This is a genomic window from Janthinobacterium sp. JF4 (genome assembly GCF_059617925.1).
This window is the reverse complement of sequence record NZ_JCAQAV010000048.1, coordinates 15,026-37,001: the sequence shown is the minus strand read 5'-3', so window position 1 is coordinate 37,001 and position 21,976 is coordinate 15,026. Positions and strand designations below refer to the sequence as shown.

24 protein-coding genes are annotated in these 21,976 nt (G+C 56.8%); 13 read left to right on the top strand and 11 right to left on the bottom strand.

What is annotated here, in order from left to right:
* Window positions 1-470 precede the first annotated feature (470 nt).
* A complete protein-coding gene (locus AC54AF_RS24115; RefSeq protein WP_496638590.1) occupies window positions 471-767 on the bottom strand; it encodes a hypothetical protein in 297 nt (98 codons plus the stop codon).
* A gap of 999 nt (window positions 768-1,766) precedes the next feature.
* Between AC54AF_RS24115 and AC54AF_RS24110 the strand changes: the two genes are divergently transcribed.
* On the top strand, window positions 1,767-2,114 hold the full coding sequence (locus AC54AF_RS24110; RefSeq protein WP_496638589.1) for a hypothetical protein: 348 nt from the start codon (window positions 1,767-1,769) through the stop codon (window positions 2,112-2,114).
* Between the two features lie 186 nt (window positions 2,115-2,300).
* Here AC54AF_RS24110 and AC54AF_RS24105 read toward each other — a convergent pair whose 3' ends face one another.
* Window positions 2,301-3,149, bottom strand: coding sequence for a transposase (locus tag AC54AF_RS24105; protein WP_496638588.1), 849 nt, complete (start codon window positions 3,147-3,149; stop codon window positions 2,301-2,303).
* 173 nt (window positions 3,150-3,322) lie between these two features.
* Between AC54AF_RS24105 and AC54AF_RS24100 the strand changes: the two genes are divergently transcribed.
* Together AC54AF_RS24100 and AC54AF_RS24095 are read left to right on the top strand one after the other, a co-directional pair.
* Window positions 3,323-3,754: a DNA/RNA non-specific endonuclease gene (locus AC54AF_RS24100; RefSeq protein WP_496638587.1), complete on the top strand. Its 432-nt coding sequence runs from the start codon at window positions 3,323-3,325 to the stop codon at window positions 3,752-3,754.
* 3 nt (window positions 3,755-3,757) lie between these two features.
* On the top strand, window positions 3,758-4,105 hold the full coding sequence (locus AC54AF_RS24095) for a hypothetical protein (RefSeq protein ID WP_496638586.1): 348 nt from the start codon (window positions 3,758-3,760) through the stop codon (window positions 4,103-4,105).
* A gap of 467 nt (window positions 4,106-4,572) precedes the next feature.
* Here AC54AF_RS24095 and AC54AF_RS24090 read toward each other — a convergent pair whose 3' ends face one another.
* On the bottom strand, window positions 4,573-4,863 hold the full coding sequence (locus AC54AF_RS24090) for a transposase (protein WP_496638593.1): 291 nt from the start codon (window positions 4,861-4,863) through the stop codon (window positions 4,573-4,575).
* 61 nt (window positions 4,864-4,924) lie between these two features.
* Between AC54AF_RS24090 and AC54AF_RS24085 the strand changes: the two genes are divergently transcribed.
* The 3 genes from AC54AF_RS24085 to AC54AF_RS24075 all read left to right on the top strand — a co-directional run bounded on the left by AC54AF_RS24085 (window position 4,925) and on the right by AC54AF_RS24075 (window position 7,278).
* The gene (locus AC54AF_RS24085; protein ID WP_496638585.1) at window positions 4,925-5,326 is read left to right on the top strand and encodes a hypothetical protein; all 402 of its coding nucleotides are present in this window, start codon (window positions 4,925-4,927) and stop codon (window positions 5,324-5,326) included.
* A 520-nt stretch (window positions 5,327-5,846) separates the two neighbouring features.
* Window positions 5,847-6,035 carry a hypothetical protein gene (locus AC54AF_RS24080; protein WP_496638584.1) on the top strand — a complete coding sequence of 63 codons (189 nt, stop codon included), beginning with the start codon at window positions 5,847-5,849 and terminating at the stop codon, window positions 6,033-6,035.
* A 703-nt stretch (window positions 6,036-6,738) separates the two neighbouring features.
* Window positions 6,739-7,278: a GNAT family N-acetyltransferase gene (locus tag AC54AF_RS24075; RefSeq protein WP_496638583.1), complete on the top strand. Its 540-nt coding sequence runs from the start codon at window positions 6,739-6,741 to the stop codon at window positions 7,276-7,278.
* Window positions 7,279-7,286: 8 nt separating this feature from the next.
* Here AC54AF_RS24075 and AC54AF_RS24070 read toward each other — a convergent pair whose 3' ends face one another.
* The 4 genes from AC54AF_RS24070 to AC54AF_RS24055 all read right to left on the bottom strand — a co-directional run bounded on the left by AC54AF_RS24070 (window position 7,287) and on the right by AC54AF_RS24055 (window position 10,362).
* Window positions 7,287-7,493, bottom strand: coding sequence for a nucleotidyl transferase AbiEii/AbiGii toxin family protein (locus tag AC54AF_RS24070; protein ID WP_496638582.1), 207 nt, complete (start codon window positions 7,491-7,493; stop codon window positions 7,287-7,289).
* A 555-nt stretch (window positions 7,494-8,048) separates the two neighbouring features.
* Window positions 8,049-8,228 (bottom strand): hypothetical protein, encoded by a 180-nt coding sequence (locus tag AC54AF_RS24065; protein ID WP_496638581.1) that lies wholly within the window; start codon window positions 8,226-8,228, stop codon window positions 8,049-8,051.
* A gap of 52 nt (window positions 8,229-8,280) precedes the next feature.
* Entirely contained in the window at window positions 8,281-8,937 is a 657-nt protein-coding gene (locus AC54AF_RS24060) for a hypothetical protein (RefSeq protein ID WP_496638580.1), read from the bottom strand.
* Between the two features lie 54 nt (window positions 8,938-8,991).
* On the bottom strand, window positions 8,992-10,362 hold the full coding sequence (locus AC54AF_RS24055; RefSeq protein ID WP_496638579.1) for a hypothetical protein: 1,371 nt from the start codon (window positions 10,360-10,362) through the stop codon (window positions 8,992-8,994).
* A gap of 91 nt (window positions 10,363-10,453) precedes the next feature.
* Here AC54AF_RS24055 and AC54AF_RS24050 point away from each other — a divergent pair, with 91 nt between their 5' ends.
* Window positions 10,454-10,585 (top strand): hypothetical protein, encoded by a 132-nt coding sequence (locus AC54AF_RS24050; RefSeq protein ID WP_496638578.1) that lies wholly within the window; start codon window positions 10,454-10,456, stop codon window positions 10,583-10,585.
* A 280-nt stretch (window positions 10,586-10,865) separates the two neighbouring features.
* Here the strand turns inward: AC54AF_RS24050 and AC54AF_RS24045 are convergent, their stop codons facing one another.
* From AC54AF_RS24045 to AC54AF_RS24035, 3 genes are all read right to left on the bottom strand, one after another.
* On the bottom strand, window positions 10,866-11,303 hold the full coding sequence (locus tag AC54AF_RS24045; protein WP_496638577.1) for a helix-turn-helix domain-containing protein: 438 nt from the start codon (window positions 11,301-11,303) through the stop codon (window positions 10,866-10,868).
* Window positions 11,304-11,457: 154 nt separating this feature from the next.
* Window positions 11,458-12,459: a zinc-dependent alcohol dehydrogenase family protein gene (locus AC54AF_RS24040; RefSeq protein WP_496638576.1), complete on the bottom strand. Its 1,002-nt coding sequence runs from the start codon at window positions 12,457-12,459 to the stop codon at window positions 11,458-11,460.
* Window positions 12,460-12,494: 35 nt separating this feature from the next.
* Window positions 12,495-13,223 (bottom strand): lipid-binding SYLF domain-containing protein, encoded by a 729-nt coding sequence (locus AC54AF_RS24035; protein ID WP_496638575.1) that lies wholly within the window; start codon window positions 13,221-13,223, stop codon window positions 12,495-12,497.
* A 448-nt stretch (window positions 13,224-13,671) separates the two neighbouring features.
* On the opposite strand from AC54AF_RS24035, the gene phbB reads away from it, so the two are divergent.
* Both phbB and AC54AF_RS24025 read left to right on the top strand, forming a co-directional pair.
* A complete protein-coding gene (gene phbB, locus AC54AF_RS24030; protein WP_496638574.1) occupies window positions 13,672-14,394 on the top strand; it encodes an acetoacetyl-CoA reductase in 723 nt (240 codons plus the stop codon).
* A 72-nt stretch (window positions 14,395-14,466) separates the two neighbouring features.
* Entirely contained in the window at window positions 14,467-16,539 is a 2,073-nt protein-coding gene (locus tag AC54AF_RS24025; protein ID WP_496638573.1) for a [FeFe] hydrogenase, group A, read from the top strand.
* 69 nt (window positions 16,540-16,608) lie between these two features.
* On the opposite strand, the gene AC54AF_RS24020 is transcribed toward AC54AF_RS24025, so the two are convergent.
* Window positions 16,609-17,094, bottom strand: coding sequence for a putative glycoside hydrolase (locus AC54AF_RS24020; RefSeq protein WP_496638592.1), 486 nt, complete (start codon window positions 17,092-17,094; stop codon window positions 16,609-16,611).
* 186 nt (window positions 17,095-17,280) lie between these two features.
* Between AC54AF_RS24020 and AC54AF_RS24015 the strand changes: the two genes are divergently transcribed.
* From AC54AF_RS24015 to AC54AF_RS24000, 4 genes are all read left to right on the top strand, one after another.
* Window positions 17,281-17,727: an Hsp20/alpha crystallin family protein gene (locus tag AC54AF_RS24015; RefSeq protein ID WP_496638572.1), complete on the top strand. Its 447-nt coding sequence runs from the start codon at window positions 17,281-17,283 to the stop codon at window positions 17,725-17,727.
* A 166-nt stretch (window positions 17,728-17,893) separates the two neighbouring features.
* A complete protein-coding gene (locus AC54AF_RS24010) occupies window positions 17,894-19,546 on the top strand; it encodes a sensor domain-containing diguanylate cyclase (RefSeq protein ID WP_496638571.1) in 1,653 nt (550 codons plus the stop codon).
* Between the two features lie 282 nt (window positions 19,547-19,828).
* Complete coding sequence (locus tag AC54AF_RS24005; protein WP_496638570.1) at window positions 19,829-20,074, top strand: hypothetical protein; 246 nt, start codon at window positions 19,829-19,831, stop codon at window positions 20,072-20,074.
* A gap of 144 nt (window positions 20,075-20,218) precedes the next feature.
* On the top strand, window positions 20,219-21,967 hold the full coding sequence (locus AC54AF_RS24000; RefSeq protein WP_496638569.1) for a PAS domain-containing sensor histidine kinase: 1,749 nt from the start codon (window positions 20,219-20,221) through the stop codon (window positions 21,965-21,967).
* Window positions 21,968-21,976: the final 9 nt, after the last annotated feature.

Here is a 21,976-nt window from a genome sequence, read left to right as displayed (position 1 = left end):
CAAAAGAAACCGGAGCTATTCGTCAAGCGCGTTTATGATCAAACGGGACTGGACAGCTACAGCGTTAAGCTTTACTGGGCAGCTGGGGCCCCATTATGACGCCGGGTTCCGCGTTTCAGAATGCCGGTAGGCCTCGTTTCTTCAAATACATGAGTCGCTGCAAGTTGGTGCTGGCAGTTTTGAGGATCAACGCGAAGTTTCGCGCTCTATCCCAATGCAGTGCGCCAGTTTTCCTCCCATGTGGCGAATGGCGCCGAACGGGCCAGGGTCAGGTCCGCCATTTGTACACGATCTCAGCTTTAGTCATCTCTATTTGCGGCAAGTTGCGCTTTATTAATTGCCGATACGGCCCGACTGACTGTCTTGCTCGAGACGTGAAAAACGGCGGTGATGTGGAACATCGTAAAAGCGCTAGGCAGATAAGCGTGCCATTGTTTCGTCTCTGTCGCTATAGCGGGCCTGATATTGCGTTAATGACAGGGTGACAGCGTGGCGCTGAGGATCGGCGTATCCTTAAATTTATCGGAGCGCTTCGATTGCAGCTGTGCTGAAATGAATGCGTTGTCACCCAGAAGAATCTGATGACAGGTGTGAGCAAGCGGGCTGGTGTCTCCCATCCCGGCCGCGACAAACCGGCAATAGCTGATTTTGCAGGTGAGGGTATTTTTGATGGTATCGGTACCTGAATGGTTTGGAAAACACCGAAAAATCAAACGCTTAGCCACCTCATTGACCATCGAATGCGGAGTCGGGGTCAGGTCCGGCATTCGTACACGATCTCAGCTTTGGCCGTCGCGATCTACGGCAAGTTGCGCTCTATTAAATGCCGATATGGCCCGGCTGACTGTCCTGCTCGAGACATGAAAAGCGGCGGCGATTAAAAGCGGTTGAGAGATAGGCGCGTGCCATTGCCTCGTCTCTGTTGCTATGGCGGGCTTTATATTGTGCTAGTGATAGCGCGACAGCGCGGCGTTGCTGCCTTGGCGTATCTCTGAATGCCGCGGAACGCTGCGATTGCTGATGTGCCGAAACGAAGGCTTCATCGCCAAGAAGTATCTGGTGGCAGATGCGGGCGAGCGGACTCGCCTCGCCCATTCCAGCCGCGACAAACGGGCGGTAAGCAGGGATGGTCTCGTCGCGCGTAGCGCCAAAACGACTTAAGAGCCAGTCATGCGTCAACTAGCATGGAGATGCCGCGTCGTCTAAAAAGTGTGATGGCTGCTTCAGTACCGGTCCTTGGGGGCCGCCACGATGTGCGCTGGCCTGGATGCAGGACGATGTGGCGGGCCAATTCCAATCGGTAGTTTTCTTTCTGCACCAAGATGGCGACCTTGCAATATGTGTCCGACAGGCTGGTGGCGCCGATCAACACACCGGGTATATAAGCCGTTCAGTCGGCCCATGCCCTGCGACAGATTCGCCTCGACCATTTCAATGAGCAGATGATAATGATTGCTCATCTGAAAAAGTCGTGCACGAGAAAATGCTGCCGCTCACAGACCAGTGTTAGTACTTTTTGCCAGGCGAGGCGATCAGTATCGTCTCGGTAAATGGTACCACTTCGGTCGCCGCGCGAAGTACGGTAGTAAAGCGCACTGGCGTATTAAAGTCGCAGTGGTCGCGTCATGCGTAGACGGTATCTGAACTAGGCGTATTGGCACTGAGATTGCACCGAGGTTTGGATATTGGTATGGCTGAGGCTATGTCGGAATGGCGGACCTGCCCCCAGTCCGTATTTTTTTGAAAATCAAGATAAAGGATAAAGAATGGAATCGAAATATATTGAAATATCTAAAGAAGTTGGAAAATATCTATATAATATCGCTCCGGAAGATGCAAAAATAATTTTGATGATTGCAGTCCTTTCTCCTGATGGTGATGTTGGTCGATTTGAGTTTTATTCAAATAACGGAGTCGCCGAAAGCAATTTCTTCATCAGTGATTTGGAGACTCAGAAACTTCTTGATTTGGTTGGTGAACATCAGCAATTCATGATCAGTAATAATCAGCCTGCATGGACACGTTTCGAATTTACGGTAAATGTTGATGCCGGTAAATTCTCTATGGAGCTGGGTTATGAGGCGAATTTATTTAAAGAAGGTTCGTTGCGATAATTGATAGGTGACTTCTTATCAGCATGGTGAGGTTGTGTCGAAATGGCGAAATCTCACACCATCCGTGAAATTGTTACTGATCCTGGGTGTCGCAACACCGGGTAGTTCTAGCTGCCGTATTCAGGCCTTCTGGGGCCGGGGTCAGGTCCGGCATTCGTACACGATCTCAGCCTTGGCCGTCGCGATCTACGGCAAGTTGCGCTTTATAAATGCCGATACGGCCCGACTGACCGTCCTGCTTGACACGTGAAAAGCGGCGGCGATGTGGGACATGGTAAAAGCGGTTGACAGATAAGCGCGTGCCATGGCCACATCTCTGTCGCTATAGCGCGCCCGAAACTGCTCTAATGACAGCGTGACAGCGCGGCGCTGCGACCTTGGCGTATCTCTGGGCGTCTCGATGCGCTGCGATTGCTGATTTGCTGAAATGAAGGCGTCATCGCCTAGAAGAATCTGGTGGCAGGTGCGTGCGAGCGGACTCGCCTCGCCAATCCCGGCGGCGATAAACCGGCAATAAGCAGGGACTGCCTCGTCGCGCGTAGCGCCAAACTGGCTCAAGAGCCAGTTACGCGTCAACCAGCATGGAGGTAATGCATCGTCCAAAACGTAGTGATGGCTGCTCCAGTACCAGTCATCGGGGGATGCCACCATGTGCGCCCGCACTGGATTCAAGACGATGTAGCGGGCCACTTCCAACAGATAGTTTTCTTTCTGCACCAAGATAGCTTTGTAGCGACCTTGTAATGCATGTCCAACAAGCTTATGGTGCCGGTTGAAATGCTGAGTATAAACACCATTCAGCTGGCGCATGCCCTGCGACAGATTAGCCTCGACCATTTCAACGAGCAGATGATAATAATTGGTCATCTGGCAAAAGTTATACACGACAAAATGGTGCCGCTCACATACCAACGCAAGCACTTCTTGCCAGGCTAGGCGATCGGTATCGTCCCGGTAAATGGCGCCGCGCCGGTCGCCGCGCGAAGTAACGTGGTAGAGGGCACCGGCGAACTCAAGTCGTAGTGGTCGCGTCATGCGGTAGATGTTACCTGAGCTATGTGCATTGGCGCTGAGATTGTGCAGAGGTTTGGAAATAGATATGGCTGAGGCCGTGTCCGAATGGCGGACCTGACCCCGTCTCGTGGGAGATTGATGCCAAGCCGGTCAAAGAAATAGAATCAGGAAAAAAAGGTGAGTGGAACAAGGAATTGAATAAACCTCAGCCAAATACCGTTTATGTGGTGGATTCAAATCATACCTATCGTACGGATGAATTCTCACGCGTTGTCCATGTCGAGGGTGAGCTTACCTTGAACAAGCACGATAGGAATGGATATCAGCAGTGCAAGGCAGGCAAGTGTGGCGATGCTGGTGATGAGGGCGGGCATTTGATTGGCGCACAGTTCGATGGTGCAGGGGAGAAAATTAACCTTGTGCCAATGAACTCGAGTTTGAATCAAGGTCAGTGGAAAGCCATGGAGAAGACATGGGCTGATGCGTTAAAAGATGGAAAGAAAGTAAGTGTTGATATTCGACCCAAGTATGTGGGTGCTGGCGCCAGACCCACTGCATTTATGGTAGAATATAGTATTGGTGATAAGGTGTTTAAGCGCGTTTTTGAGAATAATGCAAAGGGGTGATAAATGGAATCGAAGGATATTGAAATATCCAAGGAGATTGGACAGTGTTTATATAGCATTGCTCCAGAGGATGCAAAAATAATTTTGATGATTGCGACCCTTTCTCCCGAAGGCGATGTCAGTCAGTTTGAGTTCTATTCGAACAACGGAGTTAATGAGAGCGAGTTTTCCATCGGTGATTCGGATACGATGAAACTCCATTACTTGGCTAGCGCACATCAGAAATTCATGGTTGCTAATAATCAGCCTGCATGGACGCGTTGCGAATTTACGGTAAATGTTGAAGCCAGTAAATTCTCTATGGAGCTGGGTTATGAGGAGAATTCATTTAGAGATGGTTCGTTGCGATAATCGATAGGTGACTTTTCATCGGCATGGTGAGGTTTCGTCGAAATGGCGAAGTCTCATTCCGTCCGGGAAATTGGTACTGATCTGGGTCCGCGACACCGGGGTGGGGGGGGCGGTCACGGGGCGGGGTCAGATACCGTCTTGAATGGCACGTCCTTTTGCAAAGTAATGCGCATCAAAGGGCCTGTCAGTGTGGATCACGCCATAGATCAGATGTGCTAATTTGTGCATGATTGGCCAATCACGGCTTTTTTCGCCATGCCCGTTGCAGACAAGCGTTCGGCAAAACGACAGAGAATGGGATTGTGGCAGGTGCGTGCGAGCGGACTCGCCTCGCCCATCCCGGCGGCGATAAGCCGGTAATAAGCAGGGATTGCCTCGTCGCGCGTAGTGCCAAACTGGTTCAAGAGCCAGTCACGCGCCAACCAGCACGGAGCTGGCGCGTCATCCAAAAAATAGCGATGGCTGCTTCAGTGCCACTCATCGGGTGACACGACCATGTGCGCCCGGACTGGATTCAATACGACGTAGCGGGCCAATTCCAACAGGTAGTTTTCTTTCTGCACCAAGATAGCTTTGTAGCGACCTTGCAATTCGTGTCTTACAAGCTTGTGGTGCTGATTAAAATGCTGGGTATATAAGCCGTTCAGTTGGCGCATGCCCTGCGACATATTTGCCTCGACCGTTTCAACGAGCAGATGATAATGATTGTCCATTTGACAGAAGCTGTGCACGACAAAATGGTGTCGCTCGCATTCCAGGATTGTGTAAAAAGACGGTTGTTATGTCTTTAATTAGGGATTGTGCTAATGGGATGAAAAAATGAGCTATGAATTTCTTGAGGACTACCTTCCTGATGATATGCGAATTAATTACAAAATAATAAAATGGTGGTTTTTTGAGTATGCCTATAGATATTGTCGAAATCGTATTGATCGTATAAATTCGGTAGGGGCTTTTTGGGCTGATAATGAATCTGAGTATGCTTATGCCTATGAGCAATTTAATTATGGTATTGAGCAGCCTCTTGAGTATTTAATGATTCAGGTTGTATCTCTGATTGTTGATTCTGGCAGAGGTTCGGAACGATTTTGTGATTTCCATCGTGGCGAGATTGATGAAATTTTAAGGCTGAATAAATTGGAGGATTTGTTTTTAATGATTGATGATGAGGTTGAATTGAAAGATTTTAAGTGTGATCTAAAGGCTTTAAAAATTTTCTAATTTATATATTATTTACGGATGGAGGCGTCTGCCAGTGCTCGTTTGTCGAGCAGGGGGCGCATTAGGTGCCGGTACCAGCACCTATGCCACGCCAAAATTGATGCATGATCGACACTGTCGACCTGCCTGATCCCGTCAAACAGGCCTTGGGTGTAGTTGCGGCCACAGCAATTGGCGCCACTGCCGGTAGTGGTACGGTGCGGGGGTAGGTCCGCCTTTCGTGCACGGTCTCAACATTTGCTGTCTCGATCTACAGCAAGTTGCGCTTTACTAACTGCCGCTATGGCTCGACTGACTGTCCAGCTCGAGACGTGAAAAGCAGCAGTAGTGTGGGACAGGGTAAAAGTGGTAGGCAGATAAGCGCGTCCCATTGTTTCGTCTCTGTCGCTTTAGCAGACCTGATATTGCGTCAATGACAGGGTGACAGCGTGGTGCTGAAGATCGGCGTATCCTTAAATTTATCGGAGCGCTGCGATTGCTGAGGTGCCGAAACGAAAGCGTCATCGGCCAGGAAAATCTGGTGACCGGTTTGAACAAGCGGATTTTCCTCTTCCGTTCCGCCCGCGACGAACCGGCAATGACAGATAGATCCGCTGAGGGTATTTTTGAGGGTATCGGTAACTTAATGGTTTGGAAAACACTGAAAAATCAAACGCTTAGCCGCCTCATTGACCATCGAGTGGAAATAATCTCCCGTCCGGCACCGTAAGGTAACGCCGGGTCAATGAAATAGCCAAGCCCCTGATTTTTCAGGGGCTTTTTTATTTTGTCTGGCAAACGCAAGCAACCCACGGCAGAGCCAAGCACGGTTTTTTGTGGGTGTGTTGATGTTTTGTGGGTGTGTTGATGGGTAGTCAACTTGCTGCCTGGAGTATTTAACATTTGGTTCCCACTGTCCATTCTGCTCGGTGAGGGTATCAGTGAGGGTATTTTCCAGGCTAAGTATCTGATTTTAAAAATATTTATTGATTCATGGAGAACTCCTCGCGGCGAGGGTATCTGGACCTCGTCAATGGTAGCCGATGTGACTTTTGTTCGGCTAAGTGATTGATACAAAATGGCGGAGTCGACGTGGGATATGCGGCGCGAGGTGTACGAACGCGATCTGAAACGCCCATTTGGCAGGCTCTTGCTGCATGAACATACGCACAGCGAGTTGCGTTCCGTATGCGACGCCATCCTAGCACGTGGCGTCCCTGCGAGGGCCGCGCATGTGCGCGATATCGTTATACTGGTCTTTCAAGTATGCGGAACAACGAGGGCAACCCGGCGGATCTGTTTGCTCCCTCATCCACTGCCGTATTTGAGCCGGCCGACTGCGCGTTGGGGGCCGAAGAGATCGCGCTGTTAAGAAGCAGCGCAATATGTGGCGCGCGAAAGTGCGGGTGTGAAAACTTTGAGGATTGATGAACATGCTACGACCCGCAATCGAGGTAACGCTTGAACGCATCAAACACGCAGACCTGCCCTCGTTCAAATGCGCCCTGCAAGACGCTTTTGGCAATGGTGTAGCAGAGGCTTTCGGGTCGGCGCCCGACGACCCGATACCGTCCGACGAGGATATCGACGAAACGCTGAACAGCCCGGGCGCTGTGGTCTACCATTTGATGGCGGAAGGGGAGCGGGTGGGAGGCGCGGTGGTGATGATCGATGAATCAACGCAACGAAACTCGCTCGCCTTTTTTTTCGTCTCATCCCATATGCATGGTCGCGGCATTGGACACCGTGCCTGGGTGGAAATCGAGAAGATCCATGCCGACACGAAGGTGTGGGAAACGCACACCCCTTATTTCGACAAGCGTAACATTCACTTTTACGTGAACAAGTGCGGGTTCAAGATCGTCGAATTTTACAATCCGCGCCATCCGGATCCTCACCAGCCATTCATCGGGGCTTCGCCCAGCGAGGACGCCGACGATTGCATGTTCAGGTTTGAAAAAGAGGCAGACTGACCACGGCGCTAGGACGTCCACAGCATCGCATGCGCCGCCTGTTCCAGCTGATGCACGTCATAGAAATGGCGCGAGACGCGCTGTCCGCCGTGCCGAAGCTCTCCCCGACGGTCATGCCATTGCCGCAGCCCGTGCAGAATGATGACCTTGTTCCAGAAGGTGCGTTCCGGCTGCACGGTGACCACGTTGGCGACGGCCAGGTCCAGGTGCGGCAAATCCTGGAGACATAGGGCGTGACGGTGGCGGCGATATGCGGATCGAGCGCCGATTTGGCGCCGGCCTCGATCTTCACCGCCGAACGGATGTAGCCGCCGTTGGCGCCGGTGACCGCCGGGTACCTGGCGGGGCCGGGGGCAGACACCGGCATTCGGACACGATCTCAGCCTCGGCCGTCTCGATCTGCAGCAAGTTGCGCTTTACTAAACGAGGTCGCAGAGGCTTTCATGTTGGGAATGGATGAGGCTGTGTCGGAATGGCGGACCTCGTTCACGAAATGTTCCAGAAACTTGGCGCGCTTGAGTTGTTTGCTGAACACCTCCCCCCGTTTCTGCATCGACCCAATGTAGCTGGAACACCTGTTAGGCCGTCTCCACCCCGACCACGGTTGTAGTAGTAGCATTCATGACGGATCCTCCTGTTTGCCTGTGAAGTTCGACACTTCCGCTTTAGGCGCTTTGACGCCGTAGGCCCACGAGGATCGACGTCAAGCGTGCTCCCCTTGCAAGACCTGCTTCGCCCGAATCGCCTGCGTCGGGAGGGAGGCGTCCATTTCATTCTCCAGCCTGCTTGAACTGGCCACCCGGGAAGGCGACAAGCCCGCCACCAAAAAGTCGTTCAAGGACTACGAGCCGGCTTTTACATATAAGAAAAAGGACTGGGAAACCGGCGACCGGATTCCCAGCGGCAAGCACGCGTTTGATGAGCCATGCCAGCAGCTTGCGATCGAACATCGTCTGATCCCCCCACGTCATCCGCAGAGCAACGGCATGGCTGCACGCTGGCTTACCGCAAGATTTGTGCTGCTCCACCAGGTATCGCCCGGTGTGGGCGCCAGCGTCGCTGCCCGACGAGTAGTGCCATCCCCAGACCAATCAGTGCAAGCGTGCCTGGCTCATCTACCTGCAGGATCACCACTGGTATCTGATCCAGTGCCACCGGGATTCTGTTGCCGTCCGCATTCGCCAGCAAAATGTCGTCGGCGAAAAGAAAGGTGTTCGCTGGCGCTGGCAGGCTAGGCAGCATGACCTGGAAAGCCAGTGTCGCCAGCAGGAAACCATCCCCCTGCAGTTGACCTAAGGTCAGGCCGTCGAGCAGTGATACCTCATCCAGACGCAGCAGGCCAGGGGTGCTGTTGTCGGCGAACGCCAGCGCCTGAGCGCCACCGTCAGCCTGCCCTAGTGCCGTGCCCCAAGCCGATGGCGCGCCAGGTAAATAAAACAGCAGATCCGGATCGTAGTACATATCCAGGTGAAAGGCGCCCAGTTCGGTGGACAGTCCGCCAGACTGCAAACCTGAAATACTCAGGTCGAGCAACAACATGCCACCCGGTGCGATCTGGTAGCCGCCGCGCGGCACCAGGGTCATTTGCAGCGCCAGTGCCGATGGTGCCCAGCACAGGCACGCCAGCCAGAGCGTTGCTGCAAAAAAGAGTTTCTTCATGATCATGTCTCCCACAAGATGAGGAAGCCGGTCGCGCACGGCCGGCGTGCACTTCTATTTGCCGCACAATGCCGAGGTACAACTGGCGACCAGTTTGCGTATATCCAGTACCGTGATGCGCCCATCACGGTCAAGGTCGCGCCGGTCATTCGCGTCCGACGCCAGGGTGTTGAGGCCCAGCAGTAGAATATTCAGGTCGTCGCGGTCAATGGCGCCATCGTTGTTCAAATCGCCCGGCGCTGCGTTTACGGTGGTGTAGGTGATGTTCAATTCCGAATAGTCGACCATGGTGTCGTCCGCTAGCAGCACATCCAGGCGCTGGTCGGTTTTCAGCATGGATAACAGGTTGGCCACCTGATCGGGCTGTCCGATGACGGCATCGGCGCTGAAATTGCGCAGCGGCGTCTTGCCCAGGTTCCATGTCAGCTCATAAGTAGCGCCAGCCTGTGGCGGATAACCCAGCAGGTCATACAGCGCAATAACCCGGCTGGATTGTCCTGTCTCAGGAACATTACTCTGGTTAAACAAAATCACGTCGTTGTCGACGATATCTCCTGTCATCTTGATGTGTAACTTGACGGTGGCCGAGGTAATCAGGGCGCCGTCCGGCAAGGTGGCATTGTGTGTCAATCCGACTGACGTGTTGATCGACGGCTGATCCAGGTCAATGGATGGTGCCGCCACGAGATTGTCCAGCATATCCTGTACATGCTGCGATTTTGATGTGCTATCGGCTGGGTCGCCCGCATGGAAGTCGTCCTTGTCGCCGATCAGGCTGACCTGTGCAGGAGCCTGTTTGACCAGCACGTGTTGCGGCGAAGCAAAAATATTGTAGGTGTCGAAGAATACCCAGTGATAGCTTCCCGTATCGCTTGCCTGAATGTCAATTTGGTTATTCCCGACTTGTAATGCCGGTGTCAGGTCCAGCACGATGGCCTCGGGCTGGCCGTTGGGCATTTTATGAGCAGATAGCTGGTAGCTGCCGATCATGATGCCGTTGACGGTGAGCGTCATCTGATCGTCGGCCGCTACCAGCGCGATGATTTGCGGTAGCGGTTCTGTTTCCAGATTGAGGTTGTAGCGAAAATACGCGGTGGTTGGCGGACTACCGGCCTCGGGAGCACCAGGACCAGGCCAGTACCACATCAGGTCGGCATGCACGTCCAGCGGCCTCAAGTAAGGATTGGGCATGGTGACGGGATTGGGGTAGGGGCCATAGGCGGGAATCCAGCCGTCGACACCGTTGGGACTGGCTTGCCAACCGCTCCCATCAGTGCGGCCGGCACCGCTGAGCAAGTCTGTGCGCGGCGTCGCCGCGTGCGCCGCCTGTACCAGTGTCATCAGGCATACGGCCGCCAGCGCGGCGCCCCAGCGTCGGCACCAGTGTGGCGACGCTGGCGCCATTGTTCGTACGAAAAAGTCCATGATATTGTCTCCTCGAGTGCAGCGAGTGTCGGACACGACTGGCTCGCAGGCAGATCATGTCTGCAGCAAGTGCCTGAGCAAGAACAGGGCCATGGAACGTAAGCCGCTGATTCATATCGAATTTATCTTCAAGAAAGCAGCGGTGGCAACAGCCAGTGTCAAATTGTCCGACGGTTCAGGTTGTCTATATCGTGTTGCACAGCTGCCGGGGGAAGGTCAATGAGGGTATGTTTGTAGGTATGAGTAACTCAGTACCCGAGGAAATTTTGAAAAACCAATGGTCAATGGCGATTTTTTTTGATGTCCGTTCGGTTGATCAGTCGCGCCAGGGAAATGCTTGCATTGACGTCTCCACCGCGATCGCAGGTCGATGACGCCATCCTGCGATCAGGTGGTTTTTTGACTGCACAGGCCAGCGCATTGATCACGCTCCGCGTATTTTCCCCCGTCAGCTGCACCATCCCATCTACCGCGAAGGTCTTTTCAGCAGGGTAGTGATCCGGCTATTTCTCGCTCTTGCTTGCGGACGCGGCGCACGCCATGGCTCTGTTGTGCATCGCTTCGAGGCCCTGATGCACGAGGTCCAGCAGCTCTATTTCCACGGTGCTGCCATTTTGCATGGCAAGGCGCTTCACGGCGAAGGCGAGCGCGGGGGGGAGCTCCAGGGATTTCAGGATCAGCCCCCCACCGGCCGGCACTGGCGGGTCGATTTGCGTCCCTCTGGCAACAGGCAACGTCCCGTGCACAAGCCATGCGGTGCTGACGCCGAGGGCAGCAGCAATCTTCTCTGCCGCTTCCATGCGAAGTTTAGCTTTACCTGATTCGTAGCGATACAGTTGCGTGGGATTGATGCCGGCCAGTTCGGCAAGCAGCACTTGTGAGATACGAAGATTTTCGCGGCAGCTTTTGAGCCGCTCAGAAACATGGGTGTCGTCAGACATACATTTTGCCTTTCATATATACAACGTTCGTGAATGACCGGCGGTGACGCACCTGTCACCGCAATGATGAAAGGAACGAGCGCGTTTTGCCAGCCATGGCCTGGTCACCAGCCTTGATTCTACCGTCCGGGCGGGGCATTGCCGCATCCCCTGCTCAGGACCTGAGGCTCGGTACCAGCACGGCGGCGCCGTCAAAGCGCCCGGCGCGCAGATCCGCCAGCGCCTCGTTGGCCTGGAGCAGCGGATAGAGCACTGGCGCTGTCTTGAGGCTGTAACGTTCTGCGAGCGCCATGAACGCCAAGCCGTCGGCGCGGGTCAGGTTGGCTACCGAGCGCATGCTGCGTTCTCCCCACAGCAGGGAATAGGGCATGGCGGGCAAGTCGCTCATGTGGATGCCGGCGCAAATGACCGTGGCCCCTTTGGCGCAGGCGGCCAAGGCCAGGGGCACCAAGGCGCCATCCGGGGCGAACAGGATGGCCGCATCCAGCGCTACCGGGGCCGGCCCTGTCGATGCGCCCGCCCATGCGGCCCCCAGCGAGCGGGCGAAACGCTGCGTGCGCAGGTCGCCATCGCGCGTGAAAGCGTAGACCTCGCGCCCTTGCGCTACGGCCAGTTGCGCCACGATGTGTCCGGCAGCACCGAAGCCGTAGATGCCGAGCCGGCGCGCCGCCCCTGTCATGGCATAGGCACGGTAGCCTATGAGTCCTGCGCACAGCAGCGGTGCCGCGTGCATGTCGTCATGGCTATCGGGCAGCGGCAGGCAGTAGCGGGCGTCGGCCAACACGTACTCGGCATAGCCGCCATCGCGGTCGTAGCCGGTAAAGCGGGCGGCATCGCACAGATTTTCGCGGCCGGAGCAACAATACACGCAGGCGCCGCAACTGCCTGCCAGCCATGGCACGCCCACGCGGGCGCCGATCTGCAGATTGTTTACCCGGGCACCGATGGCAACCACCGCGCCGACAATTTCATGTCCTGGCACGACTGGCATGCGGTGCGCGGGCAGTTCGCCATCGAGCAGGTGCAGATCCGTGCGGCAGACGCCACAGGCCAGCACGCGCAGGAGCACATCTTGCCCCATCGGTGCGGGTACCGGGCGCTCCAGTGCCTGCAGCTGCGCGCCAGGTCCGCCGAGTTCCAGCACCATGGCCCGCATGGCAACTCCTTTCGTTCAATTTCAGGCGTGGTGACCTATTGCGGCATGGCCGATGCTTCGCCCAGCGCTTGTTGCAAGGGTAGGGCGTGCGGATCGTCAATGTTTGCCGCGGCAAAATCCTTTGGCGACAAAGTGCGTCCGTAAAAGGCATCGGTCAAATGCTGGTTGAATCGGATGTCGCTCAGTCCCACCGCCACGACATTGCCGAACAGGCCTTTCGTTCCGCTCCAGGCCACGACGTCGCCGATACCGACCGTGCCCTGCGCCATTTTCGACCAATTGATCACGGTCAGCCCCGCTGCCGCGTTGAGGGAAAAGTTATTTTTCTTCATGACCGCGCTGATGGCCTTTTCATTGTTCAAGACCATCACGATGGGGCCGCCTTCGGCACCGGCCTGCAAGCCCAGGGTCAAGCCGCCCAGGTTATAGAAGGCGGGCCCGCTCCAGCTGCCATCGGGACGCCTGACGAGCAGCAGTCCGCCTCCCCCTTGGGCGCCCACCCCCAGCGCAGCGCGGCCGTATGACGGAATGATCAACATGCCCTTGGCTTGTTGCAGCAATGGCTGCATGCGCGCATCGGCCTGCAACTGGCGTACCACAGGAATGGCGGCTTCAACGCGCTTGTTGGCGCTCTCCATCGCCTTGCTGGCGAGATCGGGAGCGCTGTTCTGGCGGCCATCGCTTTGTGCCACAGCGACTCCCGACGCCAGCAGCATGAACAAGCAGGCAGCGGCTGCCTGGCGAACTTGATTCCCGATAGACATGGCAATTCCTTCCATAGTGGGTGCAGGTCTGTGTTCACGATGTGTCCGAGTCTCATGTTAGCGCCGCCTGCCCGCCACAGGCCATGATCTGCATCACTGTTCTCGGTCGTGCCACGCAGCGCGCTGCATGCGCAGGGGGGTGTCCCTATGTCCTTTGTCAAGCAGTTGTGAGAGGCGCGGGGCAATAAAGTGTCCCGTCTCGCAGCATGACGATGCCCCTTGCGATCTCGGGCTTGAGGATTGGCCCATGCCGCCGCGCATTGTCTGTGCCGTCAGGCCGCGGCCTGTGCATTTAGTCTGATCGGGATTGATCTATGTCATACCGCGCCAGTGACGTGACTGCCTGCAGTGGCGTACAGTGGACGCTGGTCACCCCGCTTGCCGCAGCGGCCGAGCCTACCGACGCTGGCGCAAGATTGAGCGGATTGCCTCCATGGGAGTAGTTGTCATGCAACGAACCGCACTCGTCACAGGTGGCACCCGAGGCCTGGGCAAAGCCATTTCCCTCGCATTGCAAGCGGGTGGCCACCGGGTCGCCGCCGTCTACCACTGCAATGCGGCCGCTGCCAGCGCATTTTCCGAGGCGACGGCGATTCCCGTTTTCCGCTGGGATGTCAGCGACTTCAACGCCTGCCGCGAGGGTATCGCCCTAGTGGAACAGCAACTGGGCCCCATCGATATCCTGATCAACAATGCCGGCATCACCAGCGATGCGCTATTGCACCGCATGGAGCCGGACCAATGGTGGCAGGTCATCAATACCAATCTCGGCTCGATGTTCAATATGTGCCGTCATGTCATGGAAGGCATGCGGGCGCGCGAGTTCGGCCGTATCGTCAATATCAGCTCGGTCAATGGCGAGAAGGGCCAGCTAGGGCAAGCCAATTACGCGGCCGCCAAGGCCGGTATTCTCGGCTTTACCAGGGCGCTGGCGCTGGAGGGGGCGCGCAAGCAGATCACGGTCAACGCGGTCGCGCCCGGCTATTGTGATACCGATATGGTGGCCGAGGTCGCCCCCGATGTCTTGCAAAAAATCATCGCCGGCATTCCCGTTGGGCGGCTCGGCACGCCTGAGGACATCGCGCGCCTGGTGGTGTTTCTGGCCGACGACGCGAGCGGCTTTATCACGGGGGCAACCTTTGATGTCAATGGCGGCCAATACATGGGCTAGCGCGACCGGCCGCCGCGCAAGCGCCTGGACGCGGTGCAGCGGCGTCCCTGTGGTGCGCCGGGGGGCGTTCGCATGATCACATTGACGGTCAATGGACGAACTGTTGACGTCGAGGACGGCTCTACCTGCCTCGATGCAGCGAGGCGCGCCGGGGTGCATATCCCCACGCTTTGCTACTATCCGCGCTTGCCTGCCCATGCCGTGTGCCGCATGTGCCTCGTGCATGTGGCCGGCCAGCCCCATCTGCAGCCGGCCTGCGTCACGCTGGCAAAAGCGGGGGACGTGGTCGAGACGGCATCGAGCGACCTGCAAGCATTTCGCGCCATGGATGCGCAATGGCTGCTGGCGCGCCATCCGAACGATTGTCTGCGCTGCGAGGTCAACGGGTCGTGCCGCTTGCAAAGCCTGATCAGTGACAATCAATGGGAAGAGCGCTGGGAAAAGGTGCCGCGCGGCTCGGCGGCGCACCCCGAGCACCGCTTGACGGACCATACCTCGCCGAGTATCTGGCGCGACTTGTCCAAATGCATCGAATGCGGCCTGTGCGCGGAAGCGTGCGGTGAATCGGGACAGCAGCAATACGTGATCGGCTTCGCCGAACGCGGTTTTGGGCGCTTGCCGGTCACGGTCTTCGACCATACCCTGGCCAATACCCAATGCATTTCCTGCGGTCAATGTACGCTGGTCTGTCCCGTCGGCGCGCTGGTCGAGACGCCGCACTGGCACGCGGTGCAGCATGTCCTCGAGGCGCACGAGCGCGTCTGCGTGGTGCAAGTGGCTCCCGCCACGCGCGTCGCCATCGGCGAAGAGTTCGGCATGCAGGCCGGCGCGGTCAGTACGGGAAAAATGATCAATGCCTTGCGACAACTTGGTTTTGACTACGTGTTCGACACCAATTTCGGCGCCGACCTGACGATCATGGAAGAAGCAAGCGAGCTGCTGGCGCGCATCAGAGGGCAGGCAGGAAGCGCGCAGCCCTTGCCCTTGCTGACTTCCTGCTGTCCGGGATGGGTGAACTGGGTGGAAATCAACCGGCCCGACCTGATGGCGCACCTGAGTACGACCAAGTCGCCGCAGCAAATGCATGGCGCTCTGACGAAGCGCAGCGCCTTCGCGCGTTCGCTCGGTCCCGCCTTCGCCGAGGGCAAGGTCGAACCCTACGTGGTCAGCGTCATGCCCTGTACGGCCAAGAAGGATGAGGCGGTCCGGCCCGGCCTGTCCGGCGACGTCGACCACGTCCTGACCACGCGGGAGTTGGCCCGGCTGATCAAGTCGCGCGGCATCGCCTTCCATGCATTGGCCGACGATGGCGCATTCGACGACCCGCTGGGCGAAAGCACGGGCGCCGCGCAGATCTTCGCCGCGTCGGGCGGGGTGATGGAGGCGATGCTGCGCACCGCCGCCCACTTCCTTGGCAGGCAGGACGCGCTGGCGCTGGAGTGGCAGCCACTGCGCGGGATCGGGCCGGGGATCAGGACAGCGCAGATCGCCGGCTTGGGCACGGTCGCCATCTGCAATGGCATCGCTGCGGCGCAGCATCTGCTGGAGGGGGAGGCCTGGCGCGATCAATTCGTCGCCATCGAGGTCATGGCCTGTGTCGGCGGCTGCCTCGGTGGCGGAGGCGAGCCAAAATCGCTGGATCCCCTGGTGCTGGAGAAGCGCATGCGGGCGACCTACGAGCTCGACAAGCAGGCGGTGCGCCGCAGTGCGCATGAAAACCGGGCCGTGCAAACCTGGTACGCCACGGAGCTGCAGGAACCCCATGCCGCCCAGGCGCGCTCTCTGTTGCATACGAGCTACGCTGGGCGCAATTCCAGGCGCCTGCTGCTGATGCAATTTCTCGATTGCGTGGACCGGCGCGACGGTGCGCAGGCGGCGGCCCTGCTGCGTCCTGACGCATCGTGGTCGACGGCATCCCCGTTCGGCGACGTGCATGGCGCCAGCGCGATTCAGGCGCTGATCGATACCCAGTTGCCTGCACGCAAGTATGGACCGGCGTTCGCGCGGCACCGGATGGTATCGGCTGCCGATGTGGACGACCTTGCCGTCATCACCCCGACGGGCGAACTGTGCAGCTTCAGCGTGGAGGTCGATCATCGCCGCTCACCGATGGTGATCAGCAGGCTGGTGCGCACTATACTCTAAGGAAAGATTATGTTGCTAGCGCGGGTGCAGGCCCTCGGCGGTATCGGTGTTGCGCGGGTTCCAGAGCATTCACCCATCGCTGCCGGCCGATTCGGGAAAGCCCGTGATGGCGTCGACCCGCGCCGCTTCCGTGTTCGGCCTGGTAAATTGCGTTTGGCCCGCGGCCGGGAAGCGGACGTTGTCAAATTGCACTTCATCAAACCCCATGTCCGCCGCTTCTTCCGCACGATCGATGAGATAGGTCCAGCCGCCCTGGCAAAAGGGATCGCACCATGACAGCTGCTCCTTGGCGCGAAACGGCTGGCCACGCGCATCCTTGACGCGCCATTCCGGATGGGCAGTGGCCGACAGCTCGTCCGTGAAGGCCACGATGCGGGCGATCAGATAGACGTTTTTTGCCTTCAGTTGCGTCACCAGGGCCACCGAACCGGTGATACACGAGGATGCTGCAGTTGTCCGTCGCGGTGGCCGTGCCGCAGGCGAGCAGCGATGCGGCGAAAAGGTTGGCAAGCACGGCGTGTCCTGTATGGCAAGACGACGGCTCAGCCTATCCATTCGCGGCGCAGTGACAGACACCGGTCCAGGTAGTTTCACACGGCATTGCTCGGGACGGGCACTGTTCCTGAGCCGCACATCGATCCACGCGCCGTTTGATGTGCATCATTCATTTTCCTGAAGCAAATCAATATCATAAGTTCTTGCATCTATCCGGGTGCTGCTAACCAGGGAGGGAACATTATCATGGCTAATCATCTGACTCGATTCGATCCATTTTCTGACATCGCGCGCTTCGAACCCCTGAACGGCATCGAGGACTGGTTTCGCGATTTTCACCTTCGGCCCGCCCTGCGCGACTGGAATGTCGAGCCTCGCATCAAGATCGATGTGTCGGAGACGGATGTGGCGTATACCGTGAAGGCGGAGATTCCTGGCGTGAAAAAGGAGGACATCAAGGTGGACGTCGAAGGTAGTGTCGTGTCGATCACGGCCGAATTGAAACACGAGAGCGAAGTGAAAACCGGCAAGTTGTTGCGTACAGAGCGTACGTATGGCGAACAGCGACGCAGTTTTACGCTGGCACATGATATCGACGATGCCAAGGTGGTCGCCAGTTATGCCGAGGGCGTGCTGACCCTCAGTTTGCCGAAAAAGAGTGGCAAGGCAAGCAAGCACATTGCGATCAGCTAGAGTCATTACCCGGCTGTTGCAGGGCTATTTGCATGCCATCGCGCACTCCTGTTGCCAAGGTGGCAGCGGCTAACCACCGGGCACCTCGGGTGACGCCGGGCCTCGCCTTCACCGCGTATCGCCGCCGCGTTGCTGCGTCTAGCTACCGAGTGGAAAGGATGAGTCTATGTCTGCTACGGGGCGTTTTGCCGCCTATCCAGGGGGGCTTGCTTTCCGGAATTTTTCCCTGGTCGCGTTGGCGAGCGGATTTGTTGGACTGGTATGCCTGTCTATCCTGATAATCCAGCTGTCGACAATATGGCGCGCGCGCGAAGTGCGGCTGCACGAAGCGGGCGACGCGGCTGCGAATGTCAGTCAGGCTGTCGCACAGCATGCTTACGACACGCTCAAGGAGGTCGATACGCTGTTGCTTGGACTGGTCGAGCGCGGCGACATAGTGGGGCCGTCAGACATCGATCATTCGCATATGCAGGCGTTGTTGAGAAGCCGTGTCGCTGAACTTCCCCAATTGCAGGCGATCGTCGTATTTGCCGATGACGGCAGGGTGCTGATCAGTTCCGATACAAGCGTGCCAGTCTATGCCGATAGCGCAGACAATGAATATCTTCACCAGCATCGTCAGCAGAATGACCTGCAGCCGCATATAGGGATGGGGACGGGAAACCAGGCAAATGGTGACTGGATCATGGGGGTGTCGCGCAGAATCAACCTTCCCGATGGGAGGTTCGGCGGCGTTGTGCTGGCAACTGTCCGCCTCGACTGTTTTAGAAAGTTTTATGAAGAGTTTTCCATCGGCGAGCAAGGGGTGATCCTGATGAAAAGCGCTGCTGGCCAGATCGTGCTGAAAAGGCCATTCGGTGGCGAGCTGCTGGACATTGAGACACTGCCATCGCCCTTGTTTTCTGCCCCCCTATCGACGTTGAAGGTCAAGGAAACGCGTGCCAGCCAGGGGCAAGACGGGAAATCAAGGATCATCAGCTATCGTAAAATCGCCGAATATCCATTGATCGTATTGACCGCCTTGTCACAGGATGAAGTCTTGCGTGGCTGGCGCAATGATGCGTGTCTGCAAATTGCGGCGTTGAGCGCCCTGATCTTGCTTATCGGATTCCTGGGCTGCCGCATGATCAGGCAGCTGACTTCGCGCCTGATCATCGAGGAGGAATTCAAGGAGTCGAGCGACGAATTAAAAGAATCCAACCAGCTTCTGACCTACCTCGCCCTGCAGGATGGCTTGACGGGCTTGGCAAATCGACGCAGTTTTGACGACGCATTGCTGATGGAATTCAATCGTGCCCAACGGGCGGGAAATTCCCTGGGCCTGATGATGATCGATGTTGATTTTTTTAAGCAATATAACGACATTTATGGCCATGTCGCCGGCGATGAATGTTTGAAGAAAATTGCCCACGTGGTCGCCACGGGCATGCGCAGGGCGGGCGATATGGCGGCCCGCTATGGCGGGGAGGAAATGGTTTTGCTATTGCCAGGATCGGATATCGACGGCGCCGTATCGCTTGCGGAAACCATACGCCATGGCATAGAGAATTTAGGCCTTCCCCATATTGGCAGTCCCCTCTGCAAGGTGACGGTGAGTATCGGCGTAGCGGTTTTTCCCCTGGTTAAGATGGAAACAATGGCCATCACCCTGCTCAATGCCGCCGACCATGCGCTTTACAAGGCCAAGGCATCGGGGCGCAATAACGTATGTACCTGCGACTCGCGCGAAAAAAAGTTTTCCCGCATCAATGCCGTTGAAATCAATGAGAACTGGTGCCAGGAGTATGTCGGACAGGCAGACGTGCGCCCGGAGCATTAGCGACGGCTTGCAGGCGGATCCGCAAATGGCGTGAGGTTCAGCTAGCCCTTCAGAGTAAAAAATTTTCTACGTATTGTATTTCACTTGTGATAACTATGTTGTTGCCAGGCCCAGTTATTCACCTCATTGATGTAGATCATTCATCCCCCGTGACTGTACCTGGTGGTAACGATACAGTAACCATCAGCAAGCACCCCATTCACCCTTCGCCAGCAACGGCGTGGGTCGACCCAAGGCAGCGTCCGGCACACCGGGCAAATGCACAACGACAGGAAGCGCTCCATGCATGCAGATATCTGGATAGTTCGGAACGGTAGTGATTATGTCTTGTTGCATGGCCATCTGCGCCTGCATTCCACCTTGAACGGTAACGGCGTTGCCTTTGTGGAGGTGGCGCACGAAGGTGTCGTCAGGATCACACGCGTCTCGGGCTGTCTTCAGGTCGATTCCGGCAATGCGCTGTCGCCACTTTGTGTCCAACGAGCAACAGTCAATGCCTTGGGCGAAAACTTGTCCAACGCTTGGTGACGGGCAGGGGCCTGGCGCCCCACAGCGCGGGCGATTGCCTCGATCCACGCAGGCCATTCCAGCTGCATGTTGTGAAAAAAAACCGCGTTATTTTTTCGTTACTATGACAGAGCTCGCTATTGCGCTAATATAAATTATGATTGTTTGTTAGTACACACCATCCACGAACCTTGCCAAGATGTGATGCTGCAGGGGGGAGGGCAACTTGCTAACGATGGGTATGCTCAACTAATTATGTGCGCGAAGCGAAGAAAGCATTTTGCCGTTCCTTTCCAGACTGAGCAATATTGGAACTCATTGCGTCAGCATGCGGAGCAACGGTTAAAATTGGAACAGGGATCGTCGCGGGTGCGACTCCACAAGCGTTATCCCCCGTCATTGCAAGCAACCCATCGCGAGATGAGTGTGCGCGAGATCGAGCTGGAAATGCAGAACGATGAGCTGCGCGCTGCCCAGGCTGCATTGAAGAATACTGGCGAATTGTATAACCGCTTGTATGACCAGGCGCCCGTCGGCTACATCAGCATGGACGCGCGCGGCATCATCATCCAGTCGAATCTCACCGCATCGGCATTGCTGGCCATTTCGCCGGAAATGCTGCCTGGCCAGCCGTTCACGCGTTTCATTCTTCCGGATGACCAGGATATTTTTCACTTCCTGCGCCAGCGTTTGCTGGACCGCGACGCTTCGTGTTCGGCCGTACTGCGCATGAAAAAGGGCGTGGACGACGTATTTTCAGCCATGGTGGAAGCGAAACTTTGCCAGGAGCATTTTGGGCCAGGCGTCGTGTTGTTGGTACTCAATGATATTACCGAGCGCACCGTGGCGGCGGCGCAACTGCATGCCAGCGAGGAGCGATTTCGCGGGGCATTTGAAAACTCATCTCTTGGCATGATCATGGCTGACATGCAAGGCCGCTGGGTCACCGTGAACCGGGCGCTGTGCGAGATGCTCGGCTATACGGGGCCGGAACTGCTGGCGATGGGATGCCTGACACTGACGCATCCCGACGACGTTGCCAATAGCGTGCAGTTCGGGCGGCGCCTGTGCAGCGGCGAGATCAGCAGCTATCGCATCGAAAAGCGCTACCTGCACAAGGATGGCCATGCCATCTGGGCCATACTCAGTGCCACGACGGTGTGCGGTGCCGCCGGACACACCCGGCAGTATGTGGGCATGGTGGAAGATATCAGCGCGCGCAAGCTGGCACTGGAAACGCTGGAACAGTCGCATGAGCAACTGCGCCAATTCATTGCCCATCAGGAGCGCGTGAAGGAAGGGGAGCGTATTCGCATTGCCAGGGAAATGCACGACGAACTCGGTAGCGTACTAACTGGGGTCAAGGCCCACCTTTCCGTTGCTCTGATACATGACCAGCGTAGTGGCGGTACGTTGCAACCTCGGCTTGAGGATGCCTGTTCTTTGCTCGATACCGCTACCGCGGCCGTACGCAGGGTGATCACTGAGCTGCGGCCCAGCGTGCTTGATCAGCTTGGCGTCTGGGCGGCGCTGGAGTGGCACGCGGAAGAGGTCTGTGCCAGAGCGGGGCTCATCTGCCACACCCGCATTCTTCCTGAGACTGTTCTGCTGGAGATCGACCCCGAGCGCAGTACCGCCTTGTTCCGTATCTTGCAGGAAGCGTTAACCAATGTCGTCCGCCATGCCGGGGCAACGCGGGTTGACGTGCGCGTCAGCCATGCCTACTCAGCGATCCGGATGGAAGTGGAGGACGATGGCAAGGGCATGGATTGCGAGAGCCTGTTGACGGCCAACTCCTGGGGCCTGGCGGGCATGCGCGAGCGTGCCCAGCATTTTGGTGGAAACATCCGTTTCATGGCCGTTGCGCATGGCACCTTGCTGGTCTTGCAGTTGCCGATACGGGGGGGCGCATGAGATGCGGAA